The following is a 22,000-nucleotide window of genomic DNA, read 5'->3' on the forward strand; positions in this document are numbered from 1 at the left end:
ACGCTATAACCGGCTACAGATGCGGAGACACGTGACATGTTGGAGCCACCCCGTGAGCATGACGTTGAGTAATCCTGGCACAAGCCCGTTAACGTCGGGTGACTCGGCCGATTTCGTCGAGGCCGGCGAGCCTTTCTCGCTCTTCTCGCAATGGTTCGAGGAAGCAAAGGCTTCCGAACCGAATGATCCGCACGCCATGGCCCTCGCCACCGTCGATGCCGAGGGCCTGCCGGACGTGCGGATGGTCCTGCTCAACGGATTCGATGCGCGGGGATTCGTCTTCTATACCAACACCGAGAGCGCCAAGGGCAACGAGCTCGCCGCCGTGCCCAAGGCGGCGCTCGTCTTCCACTGGAAGAGCCTGCGCCGGCAGGTCCGGGTCCGGGGCGCGGTGGAAAAGGTAGGCGACGCCGAGGCGGACGCCTACTACGCCACGCGTCCGCGCGGCAGCCGCATCGGCGCCTGGGCGTCGCAGCAGTCGCGGCCGCTCGAGAGCCGTTTCGCCCTCGAAAAGGCGGTTGCCTCCTATACGGCCAAATTCGCCGTCGGTGACATTCCGCGCCCCCCGCACTGGACCGGCTTCCGCGTTCTGCCCGCACAGATCGAGTTCTGGCACGACCGGCCGTTCCGCCTGCATGACCGCGTGCTGTTCCGGCGCGGCGGCGAGGCGGACGGCTGGTCGCGGACGCGGCTCTATCCGTAAGGCGGACGCCGCCTCTTCGAGGCAGCCCCACGGGAGGCTGCCCCCATATGCGAAGCGCCTCGGCATTCTTATCTAAGGCTTTTCCATGCGAAGCGGGGAGGCGTTGCGATCTCCCTCGAATCCCCGCCCTTCGCCAAACCAGGATCGACCGTCCACCATGTCCAGCAATTCCGCTTCCACGCCGCAGCGCGCGATGATTCTGACCGGCGCGTCGCGAGGCATCGGCCATGCCACCGTGAAGCGCTTCTCAGCCGCCGGATGGCGGGTGATCACGTGCTCGCGCCATGCCTTTCCAGAGGAATGCCCCTGGGAGGCGGGCCCCGAAGACCATATCCAGGTCGACCTCGCCGATCCCGCCAATACCGAGGAGGCGATCGGCGAGATCAAGAGCCGGCTCGCGGGCACGAGCCTCCATGCCCTCGTCAACAATGCGGCGATCTCGCCGAAGGCGTCCGGCGGAGGGCGCCTCAGCAGCATCGACACCTCGGTCAGCGACTGGCAATGGGTCTTCCAGGTCAATTTCTTCGCGCCGATCATGCTGGCCCGCGGCCTGATCAACGAATTGGAGGCGGCGAGAGGATCGGTCGTCAACGTCACCTCGATCGCCGGGGCGCGGGTGCATCCCTTCGCCGGTGCAGCCTATGCGACGTCCAAGGCGGCGCTCGCGGCGTTGACCCGCGAGATGGCCGCCGATTTCGCGCCGCGCGGCATTCGCGTCAATGCGATCGCGCCCGGCGAGATCGACACCTCCATCCTGTCGCCCGGCACCGACAAGATCGTCGCGCAGATCCCGATGCGCCGGCTCGGCACCCCTGACGAGGTGGCGAAGACGATCTATTTCCTCTGCACGGACCAGAGTTCCTATGTGAACGGGGCGGAGATCGCCATCAATGGCGGCCAGCACGTCTGAATCGGGTCCGGCAAACCCCGCGGCCCTGCCGCGGGGTTTGCCGCAGGCATATGAGAAATAAGGCAAACGCCCCTTTCGCCCTGCGCGCCCTTCCGTTATTCATGCCGTTCCTTTCGAATGGGCAGTTGCGGAATGACAGCAAGTGGTTTGATGGCCGGCAAGCGTGGCCTCATCATGGGTGTGGCCAATAACCGGTCGATCGCCTGGGGCATCGCCAAGGCATGCAAGCAGCACGGAGCGGAACTCGCCTTCACCTATCAGGGGGAGGCGCTGAAGAAGCGCGTCGAGCCGCTGGCGGCGGAATTGGATGCCCTCGTGGTCGGGCACTGCGATGTCACGGACGGCGATTCGATCGACGCGGTGTTCGCCCAGGTCCAGGACAAATGGGGCAAGCTCGATTTCGTGGTGCATGCCATCGCGTTCTCGGACAAGGATCAGCTCGATGGCCGCTATATCGAGACGACCGAGGAGAACTTCACCAAGACGATGCTGATCAGTTGCTATTCGCTCACCTCGGTTGCTCAGCGGGCCGAGAAGCTGATGACGGATGGCGGCGCTCTGCTGACGCTCACCTATTACGGCGCCGAGAAATGGATGCCGCACTACAATGTGATGGGTGTCGCCAAGGCCGCGCTGGAAGCGAGCGTGCGCTATCTCGCAGCCGATCTCGGCGAGAAGGGCATCCGGGTGAACGCGATCTCGGCGGGCCCGATCAAGACGCTCGCCGCCTCGGGCATCGGTGACTTCCGCTACATCCTCAAATGGAACGAATACAACGCGCCGCTGCGGCGGACCGTGACGATCGACGAGGTGGGCGAGGCCGGAGCCTATCTCCTCTCCGACATGTCTCGCGGCGTCACCGGCGAGATCCATCATGTCGACGCGGGCTACCACGTCGTCGGCATGAAGAACCCGACTTCGCCCGACATCACCCTTGCCGGCAAGGATTGAGACGTGGCGCCCACGCTTTATTTCATCCGGCACGGCGAGACCGACTGGAATGTCGATGCCCGCCTGCAGGGGCAGCGGGATATTCCGATCAATGCGAAGGGGCGCGTCCAGGCCGCGGAGGCGGGGCGCCGCCTTGCGACCATCCTGCCGGAACCGGACAGCCTGCCCTGGATCGTCAGCCCGATGTCGCGCACCCGCGAGACCGCCGAGATCGCCCGCGCCGCGATCGGCCTGCCGCCGGAGCGCTACGGCATGGACGACAGGCTGAAGGAACTCACCTTCGGCGAATGGGAAGGCAAGACCTGGCAGGACCTGCGTGCGGTCGATGCCCCCGCGGTGGCGACACGTTTCCGCAGCAAATGGGATTTCGTGCCGCCGGACGGCGAGAGCTACGCCATGCTGCGCGACCGCATCGCCGGTTGGCTGCAGACGGTAGGCCAGGACACCGTGGTGGTCAGCCACGGCGGCGTGGCCCGCGTCCTGTGCGTGCTGCGGGCGGGCCTTGCCGAAGCCGATGCCGCCGATGCCGACATCTGGCAGGGCCGGCTTCTCGTCTTCCGGGGCGACACGGCCGAATGGATTTGAACACGTAGCCGGGCTATGCATCGAAGCCCGGCGCGGCGGTCAACCTTCCGGGTCGCGAGAGGCGCGGATCAGCTCGAGGGTCCGCCATGTCTCCTGCAGTCGCTGTAGAACGTCTTGCGCGCCTTGCCATGAAGGTTCTGTCTGTCCGCAGCGGCCGAGCAGGCCTTGGAGACGTCGATCTTCCGGACGGGCGTCGTGGCCGCCTTGACCTCGGCGTCGGTCGGTATCGCGTTGGAGGACGCAGGCGAGGCATGGGCGGGCGACTCGGCGAAGGCCGCGGCCTCCGCGCCGAGCGAAAGTGCCAGCGCAACGGCGGGGACAAGAATGATCCTTGGCATGTTCATGAGCTTCTCCTCTGCGAGGCTTTGCCTCTCGAATGGCAGTCGCGAGCCACGAAGCGGCATGCCTTTGGCGTTTCGGAACGCTCGCATTCTCCCGAGACGTTACGTCAGACGCCAAAGACATCGCATCCAGCCCTTCGCTTCGACTTCGATACCTCTGTACGCGTGATGCTACGATGGGAGATAAGCTTGAGTACCGGTGATTTTTCCGTGATCTTGTCTCGGAAAAGCGGCTTCGGTGCCGGCGTTCGGGCGGAAATGGAATTTTCTATCGACGATAAGCTTGTTGAAAAAGTTTTCGGTATTGGAGACGGGCTTAAATCTCAGGAACAAACTCATGTCCTTCAATAGTTTTGGCCATCTCTTTCGCGTGACGACCTATGGTGAAAGCCACGGGCCTGCTCTGGGCTGCATCATCGACGGCTGCCCGCCGCGGCTGCCGGTGAGCGAAGGCATGATCCAGGGGTTTCTCGACCAGCGCAGGCCGGGGCAGAGCCGCTTCACCACGCAGCGCCGCGAACCGGACGCGGTGCGGATCCTTTCGGGGGTTATGGCGGACGAGGCGAGCGGGGAGTTGCAGACGACGGGGACGCCGATCCACCTGATGATCGAGAACGTCGACCAACGGTCGAAGGATTACGGTGACATCAAGGACAAGTATCGGCCGGGCCACGCCGATTTCGCCTACGACGTCAAATACGGCCTGCGCGACTATCGGGGCGGCGGACGCTCTTCGGCACGCGAGACGGCCTCGCGGGTGGCGGCCGGCGCCGTTGCGCGCCAGGTCCTGCCGGGCGTGTCGATCCGCGGCGCCCTGGTGCAGATGGGGCCGCACAAGATCGACAGGCAACGCTGGGATTGGGAAGCCGTACGCGCCAATCCGTTCTTCTGTCCCGATCCTGTCGCAGCGGCGTTCTTCGAGGAATATCTCGATTCGATCCGCAAGGCGGGTTCCTCGATCGGGGCGGTCGTCGAGGTGGTGGCCGAAGGCGTGCCGCCGGGCCTCGGCGCGCCGGTCTACGGCAAGCTCGATGCCGATCTCGCCGCGGCGATGATGAGCATCAATGCGGTCAAGGGCGTCGAGATCGGCGACGGCTTCGCCGCGGCGGAACTCGGCGGCGAGGCCAATGCCGACGAGATGCGAATGGGCAATGACGGCAGGCTGCTGTTCCTCTCCAACCATGCCGGCGGCATTCTCGGCGGCATTTCGACGGGGCAGCCGGTGGTCGTCCGCTTCGCCGTCAAACCGACATCCTCGATCCTGCAGACGCGGCGGACGGTCGATCGCTACGGGCGGGACACCGAGGTCGTCACCAAGGGCAGGCACGATCCCTGCGTCGGCATCCGCGCCGTTCCGGTCGGGGAAGCGATGATGGCCTGCGTCCTCGCCGACCATGTGCTGAGGCATCGCGGCCAGGTCGGCACCTCGGTGGCGTGGCCCTTCGCGCCGGCGGATTGACGGCCGGCGCCCGGCGGTGGCGCCGGGTTTGCCGCTATGCGTCAGCGTCCCGGATCATACCCCTCGTCGCGGAGCTTCAGCAGGGCCGCCTCGAGGTCCGCGGGGATCTTGTCGGGCATGATGATGCGCGGCTGCACGATCAGGTCGCCCGCGCCTTCCCTGACCTGCACGCCCTTGCCCTTGAGGCGGAAGGAGCGCAGGCCGGTCGTGCCGGCAGGCAGGGTCAGGTCGACCGAGCCATCGAGGGTGGGCACCCGGACCTTGGCGCCCAAGGCGGCCTCATAGATGGTGACGTTGACGTCGACGCGGATGTTCTTGCCGTCGGCGCGGAACTGCTCGTGCGGGTCCACCGCCACGGTGAGCAGCGCATCCCCCGGCTCGCCGCCGAACGGGCCGGGTTCGCCCTGACCCTTGAGGCGCACATTCTTGCCCGGCGCGATGCCCGCGGGAATGAAGGCATCGACCACACGGCCAGGCGCGAGTTCGACGCGGATCTTCCCACCCAGCGCCCAGACGGAGAAGGGGACATGCGCGGTGGCCTGAAGGTCGCTGCCGCGCGGGGCGGATTCACGCCCGCCGCGCCGGTTCGCCCGGGCGCCGAACATTTCCGACAGGATATCGTCGAAGCCGCCGCCGGCGAATCCGCCGCGGCCGCCGCCGAAGTTGAACTCGTAACCGCCGTCCTGGGCGAAGCCGCCCGGGCCGCCGGCCGCCTGATTTTCGAAGCCCTGGAAGCGCGGCTTGCCTTCGGCGTCGATCTCGCCGCGGTCGAACTGGCCGCGCTTCTTCTCGTCGCCGACGATCTCGTAGGCGCTGTTGATCTCAGCAAATTTCGCGGCCGCCTTCGCATCCTTGTTCTGGTCAGGATGGTATTGCTTGGCGAGCTTGCGATAGGCTTTCTTGATGTCCGAGACGCTAGCCGTCTTCGAGACGCCCAATATGGTATAGGGATCACGCATTCTACATTCCTCCGGCCGGTCCCCATCCGGGCGACCGGCTTCGCGGCCTCAGACCCTACAGTCCGCCATTGGCCCGCGACGCACAGGAAAGATGGGAACAAGCGGCGGATTCGGCAATATGCCCACGATGCCAATGCGTCAATTTCTCGACGTCGGCGGCCTCCGAGCAAATAACGGCATCAAGAAGCCACGATGAGATGGCCTTATCGCATCGTTTGTTCAAGAACAACAGCCGAGCTTCCATCCTCGATCGGAAATGGCCTATGCAGGGGCGCCATCATCGGGATTTCCAGGATTCGCCATGACGCTTCGCGCCATTCTCTTCGACAAGGACGGTACGTTGGTCGATTTTCACCTGACCTGGAGCGCGGCGACCTATTCGGTCATGCAGCGCATGAGCGGCGGTGACCCGGCCAAGCTGGCGCGGCTCGTCGAGGTCAATGACTACGACCTGGAGAATGGGCGCATCCGTCCCACCTCCGTCCTGGTGGCGGGATCTTCGGCCGATTACGGCCTCGCATGGGCCCAGGCCCTCGACGAGGTCGGAGACGCCGCCTTCATCGCCAATATGGACAGGCTGCTGACCGAGGAAAGCCTGCTGCACGTCTCGGCGATCGGCGACCCGCCCTGGCTGCTGGCGACGCTGAAGGCGGAAGGCTATCTGCTCGGCATCTGCACCAATGATTCGGAAGCCGGCGCCCGGGCACAATGTGAGAAGCTCGGCCTGATGCCATGGCTCGACATGGTGATCGGCTATGATTCCGGCCATGGCCGCAAGCCGGAGCCCGGCCCGATCCTCGGTTTCGCCGCCGCCCACGGCCTCGCGCCGCAGGAGATCGTGCTGGTGGGGGATTCCACCCATGACCTGCATGCCGTGAGGGCGGCGGGAGGCCTCGCCGTCGCCGTCCTTTCCGGTCTTGCCGGACGCGAGGAACTGGCGCCCCATGCCGATTATGTCCTCGACGACGTCATGGCGCTTCCGGCCCTGTTGCGCACGCTCAAGGGCTGACGATGCGCCGGCTGGCGGCCGCACCACCCACGGACCTGGCGAGCGCCGCGGGCAAGGCCGCGGTGTTCGCGTTCGATGCGGTGCTGATCGCCCTGTTCCTGCTCCGCTTCCATCTGGTGCCCTTCATGCCGGGATTGGCGGCGCTGACCGGCGGACTTGCGGTGGCGCTGCTGGCGCTGGCGCTCGCCGTCGCCGCCTTCGTCGCGATCTGGCGCAAGGGCGTGCGGGGGTTCGGGCGCGCCGTCGTCGCCTTCTCCCTGGCGCTGCTGATGCTGGCGCCTGCGGCCTTCGCGGCCGCCCTGGCGCTGAGCGTGCCTGAGATCGTCGACATCTCGACCGACGTCGTGGATCCGCCGGCCCTGTCCTTTGCCGCGCGGGTCCGCCCGCCGGATGCCAACCCGGCCGCCTACGATCCCGCCAACATCGCCCGCCAGCACGAGGCCTTTCCGCAGATCCGCTCGATGCTGGTCGACCTTCCCGCGGACGACATGCGCAAACTGGTCCTGCGCCTGGTCCGCGATCGGCGCTGGCAGATCGTCGGCGACATCCGCCTCGCCGAGACGGCCGCGCGGGTCCGCCTTCCCGATATCGCGCCGATGGACCGCATCGAGGCGGTCGCGGCCTCGACGCTGTTCGGCACGATCGACGACATCGCGATCCGCATCCGTACCGAGGACGGCAAGTCCCGCATCGACATGCGTTCGGCGGCCCGGTTCGGCGCCTTCGATTTCGGCGTCAATGCCGGCCGGGTCGAGCGGTTCATGGCGGACCTGCGCGATCTGGCCCTGCTGCCCGATCAGGCCAGCCAGTAGGTTCCCTCGAATGACGGCGGACCGTCGGTGGCCGCGCGGCCCTGTTCGACCAGGTGCTCCAGATGGGCGAAGGTGTTGAGCGCGGCGGCGCCGAGCAGGGCGGGCTGCAGGCCGGCATAGACCCTGCCCGCGAGGGCCGGAATGGTGGTGGCGCCGTCGGCGAGGGCCTGGAGAATCGAGGCCTCGCGCATGCGGCGATGATGGATCAGCGCCCGCACGAAGCGCTGCGGCTCGTCGACGGGGCCGCCATGGCCCGGAAAGTAACGCGTTTCCGGCCGGCCGACGAGTTTCTGCAGCGAGGCCATGTAGTCGCCCATCGAGCCGTCGGGCGGCGCGACGATACTGGTCGACCACGCCATCACATGGTCGCCCGACAGCAGCACCGGCCCGCTGCCGGGCGCGCCGTCAAGCGCGAAGGCGAGATGGTTGGCGCAATGGCCGGGCGTCTCGATCGCCGCCACGTGCCATCCCGGCCCATCGAGGGTGTCTCCCTCCGCAAGGCGGAGGTCGGGCATGAACTGCCGGTCGGCACCGGTGTCGAGCGCGGCGGCTTCGCCGCGATGGAGGGGGCGGGCGCTGCGGTGGGGACCCGCGCCATAGGTCTTCGCACCCGTCGCCGAGGCGATCGCGGCGGCGGCGGGCGAATGATCGCGATGGGTATGGGAGACGATCACCGCCTCCACGCTTTCGCCTCTTACGGCGTCGAGGAGCGCCGCGATATGGCTGGGATCGTCCGGGCCGGGATCGAGGATGGCGACCTTGTCGCGCCCGACGATATAGGAGCACGTGCCGGTAAAGGTGAAGGGCCCGCCATTGGGCGCGATCAGGCGCCTCAGATGCGGCAGGACCGTCTCGAGGGGGCCGCCGGCCGGAGGCGCGCGGTTGAAGGGGATGTCGTCGCTCATGCCGCATGATATAGCGCGCCCTGAGGCGAAAGGCTGCAGGCCGATCGCCGCGGCCGCGGGTTCGGCGGCGAGGCTCTCGCAAGGATGGCGGCCATGTTTTCGGGGTGCCGGAACCAGTCTTTTTCCGTGTCGTCGTTCCGCGCAACAGTGGCTGTCCGGCGAGTGTCCGTGGGTGTGCTTTCCGATGCGCAGAAGAGGGCGGCGTCTGCGTCGTGCTCACGCCTCTTCCGGCAGTAGCGGCCGGGTGGATATTCGGAACTGCGCGGGCCGATCATGCTTCGCCGACAGGCGTGTTGGAGGGACGAGAATTGCAGGGCTGAACGGGAGCGAAGGCAAGGCTGGAACGATGTTCTGTCCCGTCAATTCAGTCGTTGCCGGCGCAATCGACGGACCTGTGAAGAACTACCCCGGCAAGATCGCCTCTTGCACATGGCCGTTCTTTGGAAGAGACTTCGTTTTCGGTCATGTGAAATGGATCCGGCTGCAGGCGCCGGGTCGGGACTGGGAGCATAAGATGGCGCAGAGCGGCACCGTCAAGTTCTTCAACGCCCAAAAAGGCTATGGCTTCATCACGCCCGACGATGGCGGGCGGGATATCTTCGTGCACGTCACCGCCGTCGAGAGCTCCGGTCTGGGAACGCTGATCGAAGGACAGAAGATTTCCTTCGATGTCGAGCCCGACAAGAAGGGCAAGGGCCCGAAGGCCGTGAACCTGATCAAGGCCTGAGCCGCGGACCGCCCGTCGCTGCGGCACAGGCGGCGCCGGCCGGATATTCCTTGTGGGTGGAAGGCTGGCATGCAAGGTGATGCTGCAGCCCGTCGGGCGCGTTCGTTCCACCTCAATGTCGGCAATTCACATGCAGCTACGTTCCTCCCCGGCCTCGCCCTTCGGGCGGAAGGTCAAGATCGCCGCCCATTTCCTTGGGCTGATGGATCGCATCACCGTCGTTCCCGCCGATACCACCGATCCCGAAGAGCCCCTGCGCCGGCAGGCGCCGCTGGGCAAGATACCCGCGCTGATCCTCGATGACGGCACGGCGCTCTACGACAGCCGAGTCATCGTGGAATACCTCGACCATCTGGCCGGCGGCGGCCTGCTCCTGCCGCCCGGCCCGGCGCGCTTCGACGTGCTGACGCGCCAGGCGCTGGCGGACGGTATCATGGATGCTGCCCTGCTGCAGGTCTATGAAGGCCGGTTCCGCACGCCCGAGCAGCACAGTCCCAGATGGCTCGAGCTCCAGGCCGGCAAGGTCAGCCGGGGGCTGGCCGCCTTCGAAAGCCGCGCGGGGGCCTTCGATCCCGCCCTCGACGCCGGCGCCATCGCATTGGCCTGCGCGCTCGGCTATCTCGATCTGCGCTTTGCGGGAACATGGCGCGCCGAGCATCCCGGGCTCGTCGCCTGGCTGACGGCTTTCGAGGAGCGGATACCGGCCTTCGGCCTGACGCGACCGGCGTAGTTCCCTTCTATTCCTGCCTCGCCTGCCACAGGTCGCGCAGGCGGGCGCCTTCGCCTGCGAAACGTTCCTCGGTCGGCTTGCAGGCGCGGATGCGGTCGGCGCGGAAGCTGCGAAAATCGCCGCGCAGCTCGCACCAGCCGACGATGCTGACCACCTCGACATAATAGACGACGGCGATCGGACGGATGATCCGGTTCGTCTCCTGCCCCTGGGCGTCGCCGTAGAACAGCGCCAGCTTGCGTTCCTCGCGGATGGCCCGCCGGACCTCGGCGAGGTCGACCGCTGTCGGTTCGCTGCTGCCCCAGTTGGAGACATAGAGGCTGCGCCCTTGGATGGGCTGGCGCGCCGCGACCGGCAGCACGGTCGTCACCTTGGCGCGGATCGATGCCGCCGCAGCCTTCAGGCCGCGGTCGCCCGTGCGTTCGACCAGACCGAGCGCGACGACGAGCGCCTCGACCTCGTCGATGGAGAGCATCAGCGGAGGCAGGTCGTAGCCGGCCCGCATCACATAGCCGATGCCCGCCTCGCCATGAATGGGCACGGACAGGGCCTGGAGCGAGGCGATGTCGCGATAGACCGTGCGCTTGGTGACTTCGAGCTGCGTGGCGATCGTCTCGGCCGTCAACGGCCTTCTGGCGACCCGCAGCAGCTGGATGATCTCGAAGAGGCGCGTGGTACGGCGCATCGATCGGCCCCTCGCATCCGGACACGTCCTCATACTGCTGACAGGTTCATGTCAGCAAGGCTCTGCTTCAATGGGCAGGCAAGACTCTTGTGAGGAGGACGATGACCATGACGATCGAACGCGGTGTCCTGCCGGCGGATTCGGCGTCGGCCTACAGGATGGGCCTGTTGCTCGTCACCCTGTCCGCCGTCGCCTGGAGCACGGCCGGCTATTTCACGCGTGCCATACCCCTCGATGCCGGCACGATCCTGTTCTGGCGCGGCGTCTTCGGCGCGGCGACCGGCCTGGTCTTCATCGTCGCGATGGAACGGGGCGCAACATTGCGGGCTTTCGCGAGAATCGGATGGCCGGGCCTTTCCTTCTGCGTGCTGTCGAGTTGCGGCATGATCAGCTTCCTCTACGCGCTCAAGCTGACGAGCGTCGCCCATGTCGCGATCATCTATGCCGCCGTTCCCTTCGTCGCGGCGGCCCTGGCGTGGACGGTCCTGCGCGAGCGCGCTTCCCCGGCGACCCTGGCGGCGAGCCTCGCCGCCCTTGCCGGGGTGGCGGTGACGGTGGCGGGAAGCGGCGGGGAAGGGGGCCTGGCGGGCGATGCCCTCGCTTTGGCGATGACCTGCTTCATGGCGGCGGTGATGGTGGTCCGCCGGCGCAGCCGCGACGTCCCGATGGTGCCCGCCGCCTGCCTCTCGGCGGCATTGACGGCGCTCGCCAGCCTGCCGCTCGCCTCGCCCTGGCCGGTGCCGTGGCATGACCTGGCCGCCCTCGCGCTGTTCGGCAGCACCAATATGGGTCTCGGCCTCATCCTCTTCGTCATCGGCGCGGCCCTGATCCCGGCGGCGCAGACGGCTTTGATCGGCGCCCTGGAGACGCCGCTCGCGCCGCTCTGGGTATGGCTCGCCTTCGGCGAGACGCCGCAGCCGGCCACGCTGCTGGGCGGCGCCGTGGTGATGGCGGCCGTCATCGGCAATATCGTGGCGGAGAACGGGCGGCCCTCGAACGGCGAAAGGCCCGGCACGAGGCCGGGCCAAGCAGAGATTCACGAGCGAGAACGCCCGTGAATCTCTGCAAGACTTTTGAAAAGACGCAGCAAAATTCTGCTCAGGGTAGCCGCTCGCGGCTCCGGACGATCAGAAGTGATAGTTCACGCCGAGCTTGATGTCGCTGCCGCTATAGCCGGCGCTCGCGGGCGTGAGGCCGAGAGTGTAGTTCGTGCGGGAGTAATCCGTATAATTATACTCGGCACGGACGGAGATCTGGGGCGTCACCATATATTCGGCGCCGACACCGGCGGTCCAGCCCGCCCGCGTCTGCGAGGCACTGGCGCCCGAGGCCTTGAGCTCGACATCGCCCACGGCGAGGCCGGCCTTGACGTAGGGCATGAGGTTGCCCATCGCATAGCCGAGGCGCGGGGTCAGCGAGCCGTTGAAGCCGTAATTGCCGCGGGCACCGGCGAACGAATCGGTGACGCTGCCGTAATTGATCGAGCCTTCGATGCCCAGCACGATCGGATTGAACTGCATGTTGTAGCCGGCCTGGACGCCGCCGCTGAAGCCGCTGCCGCTGTTCAGGCGGGTGCTCACGATATGCGTGTCGAAATCGCCGCTGAAATTATAGCCGATATTGGCACCGGCATAGAATCCGGTCCACGTCATCGCCGGTTCCGCCGCCTGATAGGCCGGCTGGTTTTCCTGGTAGTTCGGCAGGTCGGCTGCATAGGCGGAGCCGGCGATCAGCGTCGCTGCCATGGCCAGAAGAAGCTTTTTCATCGTGAACTCCTGATACTCACACTCGCGATGGTGGCGGGGAGCCCCCGATCGAACAAAGATACAGCCGTGTTAGTTTAAGTTTGTTAAGAGAAGGTTTCTGACGTTCCTATTGTTGGATTTCAAAAAGGCAATATTGTGACGACAAGAGATATTGTTCAGGTATATAATTGTTAACCATGCCATATGTCTTTATAAGGCGTTCTGTCTCGGCTCTGTGTTTGCTTATGGTGAATTTTACGTAAAGAGGCGCCCGCGGAAAATCGGGCTCAAGGACCTGCCGAGGAAGGGGAGGAGTGCAGCAGGGGATCGATCCAGCGCATGTCCGCCGTCCCGACGTCGTAGTTGAAATGCTCCACTCGTTCGGACCATCGGTTGTTGCCGGCGCCGCCGCAGGCAAGGTCCTGGCCGGGCGCATCGGCCGCCGGCGCGGCGCATGAGCGTACGTCCTGCGTCCCGCGGGCGAGCATGCGCTCCAGATAGGCGATGCCGGCGGCCGCGGGCGGAATCGAGCCGACGATGTCGGGGTCACCGGAGCCGCGTATCGGAATATCGCGCTGGTTCGGCGCGTTCCCCGGCGTTGCGGGCACCCGCGCGATGTCGACGAAGCGGCCGGTCCACACCAGCGCGGCGTGGTCGGACGCCTGGGGCGCAGAATCACCGGCCAGCGCCGCTTCGAGCGCGGGCGGCATGGTGATGATCGCGCAGGTGAGGATGGTGATCTTCAGCATCGCATGTTCCGGCGACCGCCTGCGGGCTGGTCCTCTTGGCCTTTGAACAGCGATAACTCGCTAGGTGGCGTTAACGGCCAGCGGCGGGGGCGGCAATCTTGTCGCAGCGTAAATGGTCTGTGAAGAAAGCCGGTTTGAAGGTAACCATGCCGAACCGGACTCTGAGAGGGAATTCATGGCAGTCACAGCTTTGCACCGTGCCGCTCTGGTCACCGGCGCTGCGAAGCGCATCGGTCGTTCGATCGCGCTCGCCTTGGTGGGCCAGGGCTATGCCGTGGCGCTGCATTGCAATCGTTCGCGCGTGGAGGCCGATGCGCTGGCCGCTGAGATCGCGGCCATGGGCGGCGTGGCGAGCGTCGTTCCCGGCGACCTTTCGGCCGGCGACGGCGTCGCCGCCATCGTCGAGCAGGCGGCGACGGCGCTCGGGCCCCTGAGCCTGCTGGTCAACAGCGCCTCCAGCTTCGAGGCGGATGCGGTCGGCACCCTCCGCGCGGAGAAATGGAACCGCCAGTTCGCCGTCAATGCGCAGGCGCCCATCCTGCTGACCCAGGCCTTCGCCGCGCAGGTGGCCGGGGAGGCACCGGATCCCTCCGTCATCAACCTGGTCGACCAGCGCGTGCTTCGCCCGCAGCCCGACTATTTTTCCTATTATCTCAGCAAGGCGGTGCTCCAGGTCGCGACCCAGACGCTCGCGCAGGCCTTGGCACCGCGCATCCGCGTCAACGCCATCGCGCCCGGGCCGACGCTCCAGAGCGTCACCCAGTCGCCGGAGGAATTCGCCGCCGAGGAAGCCGCGACCCTCCTGCATCATGGCAGTGCGGTGGAGGACATCGTGCAGGCGGCGCTCTTCCTCGCTTCGGCCCGCAGCGTCACCGGCCAGATGCTCGCCGTCGATGCCGGCCAGCATCTGGTGCCCTGAGCCCGGCCCATCGTTTCTCCGGACGCTGCCGCGCCGTGCGAGCATGCCGCGATCGGGCGCGAATGCGGCGCTTCCCTCTCGTCACCGCCTCCGCCGCATCCTATTTTAGGGACATGACCGACTCGATCGATACCCCCGAGACCGAAGAGACCCATTCTTCGGTCGATTTCGCCTTCGACGTCGCCGCTCTCCCATCCTCGATGCGGGCCGGTGCGGCGGTGATCCACGATTTCTGGAAAGCGCTGCCCAATGCGCCCGGCGTCTATCGCATGATCGATGCCGAGGGGACCGTGCTCTATGTCGGCAAGGCACGCTCGCTCAAGAAGCGCGTTGCGAGCTATGCGCGCGGCGTGGCGTCGAGCGCCCGCATCGCCCGCATGATCTCCGAAACCGCGGCGATGGAGTTCGTCACCACGCAGACGGAAACCGAGGCGCTGCTGCTCGAGACCAACCTGATCAAGAGCCTCAAGCCGCGCTTCAACGTGCTGATGCGCGACGACAAGTCGTTTCCCTATATCCTGCTCACCGGTGACCATCCCGCGCCGCAATTGACCAAGCATCGCGGCGCCCGCAACCGCAAGGGCGACTATTTCGGCCCCTTCGCCAGCGTCCTCGCCGTCAACCGCACCATGAATGCGCTCGAACGGGCCTTCCTCGTGCGTTCGTGCACGGATTCGGTGTTTTCCTCGCGCACGCGCCCCTGCCTCCTGTTCCAGATCAAGCGCTGCTCGGCGCCCTGCACCGGCGAGATCGCGATCGAGGAGTATGGCGCGCTGGTCGGCGAGGCGAGGGCCTTCCTGTCCGGCAAGTCGAAGGCGATCAAGGAGCAGATGGCGCGCGAGATGGAGGTCGCCTCCGAGACGCTCGAATTCGAGCGCGCCGCCCGCTATCGCGACCGCCTCGCCGCACTCTCGGCCATCCAGGGTTCGCAGGGGATCAATCCGCGCTCGATCGAGGAAGCGGACGTCTTCGCCGTGTACGAGCAGGCCGGCCAGTTCTGCATCCAGGTGTTCTTCTTCCGCACCTCGCAGAACTGGGGCAATCGCGCCTATTTCCCCAAGGCGGACCGGACGCTCACCGAGGCGGAGGTGCTCGAAGCCTTTCTCGGCCAATTCTATGACGACAAGCCGGCGCCGCGGCTGGTGCTGCTCTCGCATGAGATCGAAGGCGCGGACCTCCTGCAGCAGGCTCTCGGCCTGCGCGCCGGCCACCGCATCGAGGTCGTCACCCCCAAGCGCGGCGAGAAGCGCGATCTCGTCGAACATGCGCTGACCAACACGCGCGAAGCGCTGGGGCGGCGGCTGGCGGAATCCTCCTCCCAGCTCAAGCTGCTGGAGGGGGCGGCCGAGGCCTTCGGCCTGGAGGAGACGCCCCGCCGCATCGAGGTCTACGACAACTCGCACATCATGGGCACCAATGCGGTCGGCGGCATGATCGTGGCGGGGCCGGAAGGCTTCGCCAAGAACCAGTACCGCAAGTTCAACATCCGCTCGGACGAGATCACGCCGGGCGACGATTACGGCATGATGCGCGAGGTGCTGCAGCGGCGTTTCTCGCGCCTCATCAAGGAGACGCCGCGCGTCGACAGCGGCGGCGCCGCGGAGGAGGGGCTGCCCGCCTGGCCGGATCTGGTGCTGATCGACGGCGGCGCCGGCCAGATGCAGGTGGCGCGCCAGGTGTTCGCCGACCTCGGCATCGAGGACGTCGCCCTGGTCGGCGTCGCCAAGGGGATCGACCGCGATGCCGGACGGGAGACCTTCATTGCCGAGGGCAAGCCGCCGTTCAAGCTCGCTCCGCGAGACCCGGTGCTCTATTTCGTCCAGCGCCTGCGCGACGAAGCCCACCGCTTCGCCATCGGTGCCCACCGCCAGAAGCGCTCGAAATCCATGCGCGAGGGCGGGCTGCAGGAAATCGGCGGCATCGGTCCCCAGCGCAAACGGGCGCTGCTGCGGCATTTCGGCACGCTCAAGGCGATCGAACGCGCCTCGATGACGGATCTTGAGGGCTGTCCCGGCATCGACGAGGCGACCGCGCGCAAGGTGTATGCTTTCTTTCACGAAAAGCTCATTTGAAGCTTGTTGACGCAGCGGCCCTCGCCATGTTCCTTCGGACCATGACTCCAGACAGTCCCAAACGACGCATCTCGCCGCTGGCCCTGCCGAACATCCTGACCTACGGCCGGATCGCCGCCGTGCCGGTGGTGGTCGCCTGCCTGTTCTGGCCGGCGGATATCTGGGTGCGCTGGGTCGCCTTCGGCGCCTTTGCGCTCGCCGCGATCACCGATTATTTCGACGGGTACCTGGCGCGGGCCTGGGGACAGCAATCCTCGCTCGGGCGCATGCTCGATCCGATCGCCGATAAATTGCTGGTCTCCGCCTGCCTCCTGATGCTCACGGCCGACAATACCATCCGGAGCTGGTCGCTATGGGCGGCGATCGTCATTCTCTGCCGCGAGATCCTGGTGTCCGGCCTGCGGGAATTCCTGGCGGAACTGCGCGTCTCGGTGCCGGTGACGCGGCTGGCCAAATGGAAGACGACGGCGCAGCTCCTGGCGATCGGCTTCCTGCTGGCGGGGCCCGCGGGCGAGACCATCCTGCCGGGTACCGTCAATATCGGCCTGGTTTTGCTCTGGATCTCCGCGGTGGTGACGCTCTACACCGGCTACGACTATTTCCGCAGCGGCGTGCGGCACCTGCTGGAGGATCCGCAATGAAGCTGATCTATTTCGCTTGGCTGCGCGAGCGCATCGGCCTGACGGAGGAGGTCGTCGACCTGCCGCCGGACGTCAGGACGATCGAGGACCTCATGCAATGGCTGTCGGAGCGGGACGAGGCCCATGCCCACGCCTTCGGGAACCGCCGGATCGTACGGGCGGCCATCGACCGCCGGCATGTCAAGCCGGCGGCGTCGATCGCGGGAGCCGGCGAGATCGCGTTCTTCCCGCCGATGACGGGCGGCTGAGATGGGCGTCCGCCTGCAGCGCGCGGATTTCGACGTCGGCGCCGAGGTTGCCGCCCTGGCGAAGGGGCGGACGGACATCGGGGCGGTGGTCAATTTCATTGGCATCTGCCGGGCGGGAGCGGGGGACGACCGCATCACCGCGATGACGCTCGACCATTATCCCGAGATGGCCCAGGCCGAACTGGAGCGGATAGAGGCGGAGGCGCGCAGCCGCTGGCCGCTGCAGGGCGTGACCATCATCCATCGCTACGGGCGCTTGGTCCCCGGCGACAACATCGTCCTCGTCGTCACCGCGTCGGCGCATCGCCGGGCGGCTTTCGAGTCGGCGTCCTTCCTCATGGACTACCTCAAGACGCGGGCGCCGTTCTGGAAATATGAGGAGCGCGCGAACGGCTCCGGATGGGTCGGCGCGAAGGACGAAGACGAGGCCGCCGCATCGCGCTGGACGCAAACCGGCGATAGCGACGCCTGAATTGACGGCTTGATCGCGCGGGCGGCGCTGCCTGCGGTTGAAGGGCCTCGGGATGCGCGCTGTTCCGCTCGTTCCAGGCCGGCAATTTCGACATCCGGGATCCGACGCCGCCTGTGCGCCCGCTCCCGTCCTATCCGCGCAGGAAGAGCCGATAGGCCTCGTTGGCGCTCTCGTCCTCGTAGGGATAGCCCAGCGACGCCATGCGGCCTTCGAAACGGGCCCTGTCGGCCGGCGGCACCTGCACGCCGACGAGCACGCGGCCGTAATCGGCGCCATGGTTGCGGTAATGGAACAGGGTGATGTTCCAGTCGGATCCGATGCCGTCGAGGAAGCGCAGCAGCGCGCCCGGACGCTCCGGGAATTCGCAGCGCAGGATGAGCTCGTCGACGAGCGCCGGCGCGCGCCCGCCGACCATGTAGCGGACATGCAGCTTGGCGGTCTCGTCGGCGCTGATGTCGAGCACGCCATAGCCGAGCCCATGCAGTTCGGCGATGATGGCGGGCTTTTCGCGCTTGGCGTCGGCGAGCTTCAGGCCGACGAACACATGGGCCTGCGAACCGCCCGCGAAGCGATAGTTGAATTCCGTCACGATGCGGCTGCCGAGCACCTGGATGAAGCGCCGATAGCTGCCGGGCCGTTCGGGAATGGTGACGGCGAGCAGGATCTCACGCGCCTCGCCGACCTCGGCCCGTTCGGCGACATGGCGCAGGCGGTCGAAATTCATGTTGGCGCCGCTGTTGACGGCGACGAGCGCGCCGCGGCGTTCCGGGTTGGCGAGCGCATAGGCCTTCAGCCCCGCCAGCGAGAGGGCGCCGGCGGGCTCGGCGAGAACGCGGACATCCTCGAAAATATCCTTGATCGCCGCACACATCGCATCCGTATCCGCGACGAGCACGTCGTCGAGCAGCTGCCGGCACAGGCGGAAGGTTTCCTCGCCCGCCTGCCTGACCGCGACACCGTCGGCGAACAGGCCGACGCGGTCGAGCACGACGCGCTCGCCGGCCTCGATGGCCGCCTTCATCGAGGCGGCGTCGACCGGCTCGACGCCGATCACCCGGGTCTCCGGGCGCAGGAACTTCACATAGGAGGCGATGCCGGCCGCCAGGCCGCCGCCGCCGATGGGAACGAAGATGGCCTCGATCGGGCCGGGATGGCTGTGCAGGATCTCGACGCCGACCGTGCCCTGGCCGGCGATCACGTCGGCATCGTCATAGGGATGGACGAAGGTCAGCGCCTGCTCGCGCTCGAGCTGGCGGGCATGGCCGTGGGCCTCGTCGAACGTGTCGCCGTGGAGGACGACCTTGCCGCCCCAATAGCGCACGGCGTCGATCTTGATGCTGGGCGTGGTCACCGGCATGACGATGGTCGCCTCGATGCCGAGCTTGCGGGCCGAAAGCGCGACGCCCTGCGCATGGTTGCCGGCCGAAGCGCAGATCACGCCGGCAGCCTTCGCCTCGTCGGAGAGGCGGGCGATGCGGTTGTAGGCGCCGCGGATCTTGAACGAGAACACCGGCTGCAGGTCTTCGCGCTTGAGCAGCACGGGGCGGCCGAGCCGCTGGCCGAGGCGCACCATCGCGTCGAGCGGGGTCTGCAACGCGACATCGTAGACGCGGGCATCGAGAATTCTGCGGACGTAGTCGAGCACGGGGCACCTGTCGGCAAGTCAGGCGCTGTCCTTAGGCCATGACGGCGCCGGATGGAAGCGAGCCGCTCGGACTGACAGGCTCCGGGCGCTTCCTCGCTGTCATGCAGCCAATCCCGTTTACACGGGCCGGATGGGCGCAGTAAGGTCCGCTTACTTTTGCCGGCCTTCCGAGTATCCCATGAAGCGCCTGATCCGCCTTGCCGTCTCCGTCGTGCTGAATCTTGTGTTTGCAGCGTGGCTCGGCATGGTTTCCGCCCATGCCGCGCCGAAGGCGGCGCTGGTGATCGGGAACGGGGCGTACCGGTCGGTGACGCCCCTGGTCAATCCGGCGAACGATGCGTCGGACATGGCGGCGAGCCTGGGGCGGCTGGGCTACCGGGTGACGCTGGTCAGGGACGGCGACCTGCAGGCGATGAATGATGGGGTGCGCGCGTTCCTGCGCGATGCCGACCATGCGGACAGCGTGGTGGTGTTCTATTCGGGCCATGGCGTGCAGGTGAAGGGGCGCAACTACCTGATCCCGGTGTCGGCGAAGATCGCGGACGAGCTTGACCTCGACACCCAGGCGCTGTCGCTGGACAAGCTGCTGGACCTGGTGGACGGGGCCTCGGCGAAGGTGAAGATCGTGATCCTGGATTCGTGCCGGGACAATCCGCTGGCGCATGCTCTGGTGCGCGGGGCGGGGACGCGGGGGCTGGCGCGGGTGGATCTCGACGCGTCCGAGGCCAAGGGCACGCTGATCGCCTTCTCGACGGCGCCCGGCTCGGTGGCGCAGGACGGCACCGGGCGCAACTCGCCGTTCACGCAGGCGCTGCTGGCGCATATGGGCACGCCCGGGCTCGACATCCGCCAGATGTTCGGCCAGGTCCGGGCGGATGTCGACCAGGCGACGCAGGGCGCGCAGACGCCCTGGGTCAACGAGGCGATCATCGGCTCCTTCGCCATCGCCGGCAGCGTCGCCGATCCGCAGCCGGTGACGGTCGTCCAGCCCGCCCAGGACAATGCCGCCGCCGTCCAGCCGACGCAGGCGGCTCAGGCATTCGCTCAGCCGGAGACGCCGGTGCGGACGCAGCAGGCCTCGCTGGAGCCGGAGCCGCCGGAACAGCAGCAGGCCTTCGCCGTGCCGGCCGAGGCGGCCCATCCGAGCTTTCGCTGCGACGGCATGCTCAACCCCGCCGAGGCGACGATCTGCCGGAATGGCGGCCTCGCCGCCCTCGACCAGAGCCTGGCTGCGACCTATGGCGCGGTCCTCTCCGCGCTGTCCGGCAACGGACGCGCGCAGCTGACGACGAACCAGGCGGACTGGCGCGCCCAGCGCGACCGCTGCGGCAGCGATGCCGATTGCATCGCCGCAAGTTACCGGCAGCGGCTGGCGCTTCTCGGCCAGGTCGCACGAAGCGCCGATCGGGTCTCGCCGAGCTTTCCTTGCGGCGGCAGGCTCAATCCTGCCGAAAGAGCGATCTGCGGGAACGGCGACCTCGCGCGCCTCGACCAGGCGCTGACCGTCGCCTTCAAGCTGCGCTTCCGCGCCCTGCCGGATCAGGCCCGCGCCCCGTTCTCGGCCGACCAGGCGGCTTGGCGCTCCCAGCGCGACCGCTGCGGCAGCGCCGTCGCCTGCATCGCGACGGCGTATTGGCAGCGCCTGAACCTGCTGCAATCGGGGCCGTAGAGCATCTTTCAGCGAAGTTGATGGACTTTTCCGCCAAGGATATGCGCGCCTTCGCGAGGCTTTCGTCGCGCTCAAGAGCGGAATGGTCGCGTCGCCCCCGGCTTGTCTCTGAAGGCAAAATTCTCCACGCCCCATTGGCAGTTCCGCGGCGACAAAATCGTGCCCGACACCGGCGTAAGGCACTTTCTCGTCTTACTTGGGTTTGACTTCAGCACCATGGCGCATCTCAGCGAGCGGCGGCGAGGTCCACCAAATCGGGACCCGCCAGCGTCTTGCATGCGACGGCGACAGCGACGGCGGCTCGGCCGAGATCGGCTCGCCGTGTCGCCGACAGCGCATCGCTCCGCACCGCGATCGCCACGGCCGCAATGGTTCTACCCGGAGCGTCGGCTTCGACAGGGGCGCCGAAGCACGTCAGGCCGGCTGCGGTCGATCCCTCGTCTACATGGAAGCCCTTGACGTGCTCGAGCGCAAGCTCAGATGCCAATTGTCGGATGGACGGAACCCGCCCGGAAACGCTGGTCGGCGCCGCAGAAGCGACGGCGAGGATTTCCTCGAGACGGGCCGGCGTGTGAGATTGGAGAAAGCACCGGCCGGAGGCTGTCGACCACACCGGCAAACGCAGCCCGATCCTCGCGGTGATTGGCAGGGCTGCGCGGCCGTGCCTCGTCGCGACGATGACGACGTCGACGCCGTCGAGAATTGAAAGGGTGACGGTCTCGTCGCGCACTTCCGGCACCGACTCACAGGCCTCGGCAAAGACTTCGATCAGCCTGTGACCACCGACGAGGGCGCGCGCCAACTCGACGATGCGGTGTCCAAGCAGATAGTGTCCTTCGCGGTCGCGCCAGAGCAGCCCCAGACCTGATAGCGTCGAACAGATGTCCGAGACCGAACTCTTGGAGAATTCGGTCCGTCGGGCGATTGCCGAAACCGAGGCCGCGCCGGACAGTTGCGCCAGATCGTCGAGAATCGCGATGGCCTTGGCGACCGCAGGCGCTTTATTGGCTGGGGCAGAAGACTGGCGCAGCGCGCGTTTCCTCGTCACCTCTGTCAAAGACGGT

At 66.8% G+C, this 22,000-nt stretch carries 25 protein-coding genes; 17 read left to right on the plus strand and 8 right to left on the minus strand.

The features are described from left to right. The first annotated feature begins 58 nt into the window (after nt 1–58). From pdxH to J3R73_RS07565, 4 genes are all read left to right on the plus strand, one after another. Entirely contained in the window at nt 59–703 is a 645-nt protein-coding gene (pdxH, locus tag J3R73_RS07550; protein ID WP_307437183.1) for a pyridoxamine 5'-phosphate oxidase, read from the plus strand. A 157-nt stretch (nt 704–860) separates the two neighbouring features. Further along, nucleotides 861–1,613 carry an SDR family NAD(P)-dependent oxidoreductase gene (locus J3R73_RS07555; protein WP_307424531.1) on the plus strand — a complete coding sequence of 251 codons (753 nt, stop codon included), beginning with the start codon at nt 861–863 and terminating at the stop codon, nt 1,611–1,613. A 132-nt stretch (nt 1,614–1,745) separates the two neighbouring features. Continuing rightward, complete coding sequence (gene fabI, locus J3R73_RS07560) at nt 1,746–2,564, plus strand: enoyl-ACP reductase FabI (protein ID WP_307424533.1); 819 nt, start codon at nt 1,746–1,748, stop codon at nt 2,562–2,564. 3 nt (nt 2,565–2,567) lie between these two features. Next, complete coding sequence (locus J3R73_RS07565; protein ID WP_307424536.1) at nt 2,568–3,149, plus strand: histidine phosphatase family protein; 582 nt, start codon at nt 2,568–2,570, stop codon at nt 3,147–3,149. Between the two features lie 68 nt (nt 3,150–3,217). On the opposite strand, the gene J3R73_RS07570 is transcribed toward J3R73_RS07565, so the two are convergent. Then, the gene (locus J3R73_RS07570) at nt 3,218–3,493 is read right to left on the minus strand and encodes a PsiF family protein (protein WP_307424538.1); all 276 of its coding nucleotides are present in this window, start codon (nt 3,491–3,493) and stop codon (nt 3,218–3,220) included. 186 nt (nt 3,494–3,679) lie between these two features. Here J3R73_RS07570 and J3R73_RS07575 point away from each other — a divergent pair, with 186 nt between their 5' ends. After that, entirely contained in the window at nt 3,680–3,841 is a 162-nt protein-coding gene (locus tag J3R73_RS07575) for a hypothetical protein (RefSeq protein ID WP_307424541.1), read from the plus strand. Next, nucleotides 3,828–4,949, plus strand: a complete 1,122-nt coding sequence (gene aroC / locus J3R73_RS07580) for a chorismate synthase (RefSeq protein WP_307424545.1) — start codon at nt 3,828–3,830, stop codon at nt 4,947–4,949. Before J3R73_RS07575 ends, aroC begins: the two co-directional genes overlap by 14 nt. 41 nt (nt 4,950–4,990) lie before the next feature. Here the strand turns inward: aroC and J3R73_RS07585 are convergent, their stop codons facing one another. After that, entirely contained in the window at nt 4,991–5,908 is a 918-nt protein-coding gene (locus J3R73_RS07585; protein ID WP_307424548.1) for a DnaJ C-terminal domain-containing protein, read from the minus strand. A 301-nt stretch (nt 5,909–6,209) separates the two neighbouring features. On the opposite strand from J3R73_RS07585, the gene J3R73_RS07590 reads away from it, so the two are divergent. Continuing rightward, on the plus strand, nt 6,210–6,917 hold the full coding sequence (locus tag J3R73_RS07590; protein ID WP_307424551.1) for an HAD family hydrolase: 708 nt from the start codon (nt 6,210–6,212) through the stop codon (nt 6,915–6,917). A 2-nt stretch (nt 6,918–6,919) separates the two neighbouring features. Continuing rightward, nucleotides 6,920–7,729, plus strand: coding sequence for a DUF1499 domain-containing protein (locus tag J3R73_RS07595; RefSeq protein WP_307424554.1), 810 nt, complete (start codon nt 6,920–6,922; stop codon nt 7,727–7,729). Here the strand turns inward: J3R73_RS07595 and J3R73_RS07600 are convergent. Then, nucleotides 7,714–8,634 carry an MBL fold metallo-hydrolase gene (locus J3R73_RS07600; RefSeq protein WP_307424557.1) on the minus strand — a complete coding sequence of 307 codons (921 nt, stop codon included), beginning with the start codon at nt 8,632–8,634 and terminating at the stop codon, nt 7,714–7,716. The two genes, J3R73_RS07595 and J3R73_RS07600, sit on opposite strands and share 16 nt — an antisense overlap. A 514-nt stretch (nt 8,635–9,148) precedes the next feature. Here J3R73_RS07600 and J3R73_RS07605 point away from each other — a divergent pair. Together J3R73_RS07605 and J3R73_RS07610 are read left to right on the plus strand one after the other, a co-directional pair. Beyond that, nucleotides 9,149–9,361, plus strand: a complete 213-nt coding sequence (locus J3R73_RS07605; protein ID WP_307437186.1) for a cold-shock protein — start codon at nt 9,149–9,151, stop codon at nt 9,359–9,361. A 130-nt stretch (nt 9,362–9,491) separates the two neighbouring features. Continuing rightward, the gene (locus tag J3R73_RS07610) at nt 9,492–10,091 is read left to right on the plus strand and encodes a glutathione S-transferase (protein ID WP_307424561.1); all 600 of its coding nucleotides are present in this window, start codon (nt 9,492–9,494) and stop codon (nt 10,089–10,091) included. A gap of 7 nt (nt 10,092–10,098) precedes the next feature. Here the strand turns inward: J3R73_RS07610 and J3R73_RS07615 are convergent, their stop codons facing one another. Next, nucleotides 10,099–10,776, minus strand: a complete 678-nt coding sequence (locus tag J3R73_RS07615) for a helix-turn-helix transcriptional regulator (protein WP_307424563.1) — start codon at nt 10,774–10,776, stop codon at nt 10,099–10,101. Between the two features lie 107 nt (nt 10,777–10,883). Here J3R73_RS07615 and J3R73_RS07620 point away from each other — a divergent pair, with 107 nt between their 5' ends. Beyond that, entirely contained in the window at nt 10,884–11,834 is a 951-nt protein-coding gene (locus J3R73_RS07620; protein WP_307424565.1) for a DMT family transporter, read from the plus strand. Nucleotides 11,835–11,903: 69 nt separating this feature from the next. Here the strand turns inward: J3R73_RS07620 and J3R73_RS07625 are convergent, their stop codons facing one another. Then, complete coding sequence (locus tag J3R73_RS07625; RefSeq protein ID WP_307424568.1) at nt 11,904–12,542, minus strand: outer membrane protein; 639 nt, start codon at nt 12,540–12,542, stop codon at nt 11,904–11,906. Nucleotides 12,543–12,808: 266 nt separating this feature from the next. Then, nucleotides 12,809–13,270: a hypothetical protein gene (locus J3R73_RS07630; protein WP_307424571.1), complete on the minus strand. Its 462-nt coding sequence runs from the start codon at nt 13,268–13,270 to the stop codon at nt 12,809–12,811. Between the two features lie 175 nt (nt 13,271–13,445). Here J3R73_RS07630 and J3R73_RS07635 point away from each other — a divergent pair, with 175 nt between their 5' ends. From J3R73_RS07635 to J3R73_RS07655, 5 genes are all read left to right on the plus strand, one after another. Further along, nucleotides 13,446–14,189, plus strand: a complete 744-nt coding sequence (locus J3R73_RS07635) for an SDR family oxidoreductase (RefSeq protein WP_307424573.1) — start codon at nt 13,446–13,448, stop codon at nt 14,187–14,189. A 113-nt stretch (nt 14,190–14,302) separates the two neighbouring features. After that, the gene (gene uvrC, locus J3R73_RS07640; RefSeq protein WP_307437190.1) at nt 14,303–16,261 is read left to right on the plus strand and encodes an excinuclease ABC subunit UvrC; all 1,959 of its coding nucleotides are present in this window, start codon (nt 14,303–14,305) and stop codon (nt 16,259–16,261) included. Between the two features lie 26 nt (nt 16,262–16,287). Further along, complete coding sequence (gene pgsA, locus J3R73_RS07645) at nt 16,288–16,902, plus strand: CDP-diacylglycerol--glycerol-3-phosphate 3-phosphatidyltransferase (protein WP_307437192.1); 615 nt, start codon at nt 16,288–16,290, stop codon at nt 16,900–16,902. Then, nucleotides 16,899–17,150 carry a molybdopterin converting factor subunit 1 gene (gene moaD / locus J3R73_RS07650; protein ID WP_307424576.1) on the plus strand — a complete coding sequence of 84 codons (252 nt, stop codon included), beginning with the start codon at nt 16,899–16,901 and terminating at the stop codon, nt 17,148–17,150. Before pgsA ends, moaD begins: the two co-directional genes overlap by 4 nt. 1 nt (nt 17,151) lies before the next feature. After that, nucleotides 17,152–17,622: a molybdenum cofactor biosynthesis protein MoaE gene (locus tag J3R73_RS07655; RefSeq protein ID WP_307424578.1), complete on the plus strand. Its 471-nt coding sequence runs from the start codon at nt 17,152–17,154 to the stop codon at nt 17,620–17,622. A 130-nt stretch (nt 17,623–17,752) separates the two neighbouring features. Here the strand turns inward: J3R73_RS07655 and ilvA are convergent, their stop codons facing one another. Further along, nucleotides 17,753–19,267, minus strand: a complete 1,515-nt coding sequence (gene ilvA / locus J3R73_RS07660; RefSeq protein ID WP_307424582.1) for a threonine ammonia-lyase, biosynthetic — start codon at nt 19,265–19,267, stop codon at nt 17,753–17,755. Nucleotides 19,268–19,445: 178 nt separating this feature from the next. On the opposite strand from ilvA, the gene J3R73_RS07665 reads away from it, so the two are divergent. Then, entirely contained in the window at nt 19,446–20,936 is a 1,491-nt protein-coding gene (locus tag J3R73_RS07665) for a caspase family protein (RefSeq protein ID WP_307424584.1), read from the plus strand. 226 nt (nt 20,937–21,162) lie between these two features. On the opposite strand, the gene J3R73_RS07670 is transcribed toward J3R73_RS07665, so the two are convergent. Continuing rightward, complete coding sequence (locus J3R73_RS07670; protein WP_307437195.1) at nt 21,163–21,984, minus strand: IclR family transcriptional regulator; 822 nt, start codon at nt 21,982–21,984, stop codon at nt 21,163–21,165. Between the last annotated feature and the right edge of the window lie 16 nt (nt 21,985–22,000).

This window comes from Labrys monachus (assembly GCF_030814655.1).
Classification (GTDB): domain Bacteria; phylum Pseudomonadota; class Alphaproteobacteria; order Rhizobiales; family Labraceae; genus Labrys; species Labrys monacha.

What these genes read in the sequence shown, in the direction of transcription:
- uvrC (WP_307437190.1), top strand. Translation starts at nt 14,303, where the DNA reads ATGACCGACTCGATCGATACCCCCGAGACCGAAGAGACCCATTCTTCG.
- fabI (WP_307424533.1), top strand. Translation starts at nt 1,746, where the DNA reads ATGACAGCAAGTGGTTTGATGGCCGGCAAGCGTGGCCTCATCATGGGT.
- moaD (WP_307424576.1), top strand. Translation starts at nt 16,899, where the DNA reads ATGAAGCTGATCTATTTCGCTTGGCTGCGCGAGCGCATCGGCCTGACG.
- J3R73_RS07625 (WP_307424568.1), bottom strand. Translation starts at nt 12,542, where the DNA reads ATGAAAAAGCTTCTTCTGGCCATGGCAGCGACGCTGATCGCCGGCTCC.
- J3R73_RS07600 (WP_307424557.1), bottom strand. Translation starts at nt 8,634, where the DNA reads ATGAGCGACGACATCCCCTTCAACCGCGCGCCTCCGGCCGGCGGCCCC.
- J3R73_RS07570 (WP_307424538.1), bottom strand. Translation starts at nt 3,493, where the DNA reads ATGAACATGCCAAGGATCATTCTTGTCCCCGCCGTTGCGCTGGCACTT.
- J3R73_RS07595 (WP_307424554.1), top strand. Translation starts at nt 6,920, where the DNA reads ATGCGCCGGCTGGCGGCCGCACCACCCACGGACCTGGCGAGCGCCGCG.
- J3R73_RS07655 (WP_307424578.1), top strand. Translation starts at nt 17,152, where the DNA reads ATGGGCGTCCGCCTGCAGCGCGCGGATTTCGACGTCGGCGCCGAGGTT.
- aroC (WP_307424545.1), top strand. Translation starts at nt 3,828, where the DNA reads ATGTCCTTCAATAGTTTTGGCCATCTCTTTCGCGTGACGACCTATGGT.
- J3R73_RS07620 (WP_307424565.1), top strand. Translation starts at nt 10,884, where the DNA reads ATGACGATCGAACGCGGTGTCCTGCCGGCGGATTCGGCGTCGGCCTAC.
- J3R73_RS07630 (WP_307424571.1), bottom strand. Translation starts at nt 13,270, where the DNA reads ATGCTGAAGATCACCATCCTCACCTGCGCGATCATCACCATGCCGCCC.
- J3R73_RS07665 (WP_307424584.1), top strand. Translation starts at nt 19,446, where the DNA reads ATGAAGCGCCTGATCCGCCTTGCCGTCTCCGTCGTGCTGAATCTTGTG.
- J3R73_RS07590 (WP_307424551.1), top strand. Translation starts at nt 6,210, where the DNA reads ATGACGCTTCGCGCCATTCTCTTCGACAAGGACGGTACGTTGGTCGAT.
- J3R73_RS07555 (WP_307424531.1), top strand. Translation starts at nt 861, where the DNA reads ATGTCCAGCAATTCCGCTTCCACGCCGCAGCGCGCGATGATTCTGACC.
- J3R73_RS07585 (WP_307424548.1), bottom strand. Translation starts at nt 5,908, where the DNA reads ATGCGTGATCCCTATACCATATTGGGCGTCTCGAAGACGGCTAGCGTC.
- J3R73_RS07605 (WP_307437186.1), top strand. Translation starts at nt 9,149, where the DNA reads ATGGCGCAGAGCGGCACCGTCAAGTTCTTCAACGCCCAAAAAGGCTAT.
- J3R73_RS07635 (WP_307424573.1), top strand. Translation starts at nt 13,446, where the DNA reads ATGGCAGTCACAGCTTTGCACCGTGCCGCTCTGGTCACCGGCGCTGCG.
- pdxH (WP_307437183.1), top strand. Translation starts at nt 59, where the DNA reads ATGACGTTGAGTAATCCTGGCACAAGCCCGTTAACGTCGGGTGACTCG.
- J3R73_RS07610 (WP_307424561.1), top strand. Translation starts at nt 9,492, where the DNA reads ATGCAGCTACGTTCCTCCCCGGCCTCGCCCTTCGGGCGGAAGGTCAAG.
- J3R73_RS07615 (WP_307424563.1), bottom strand. Translation starts at nt 10,776, where the DNA reads ATGCGCCGTACCACGCGCCTCTTCGAGATCATCCAGCTGCTGCGGGTC.
- pgsA (WP_307437192.1), top strand. Translation starts at nt 16,288, where the DNA reads ATGTTCCTTCGGACCATGACTCCAGACAGTCCCAAACGACGCATCTCG.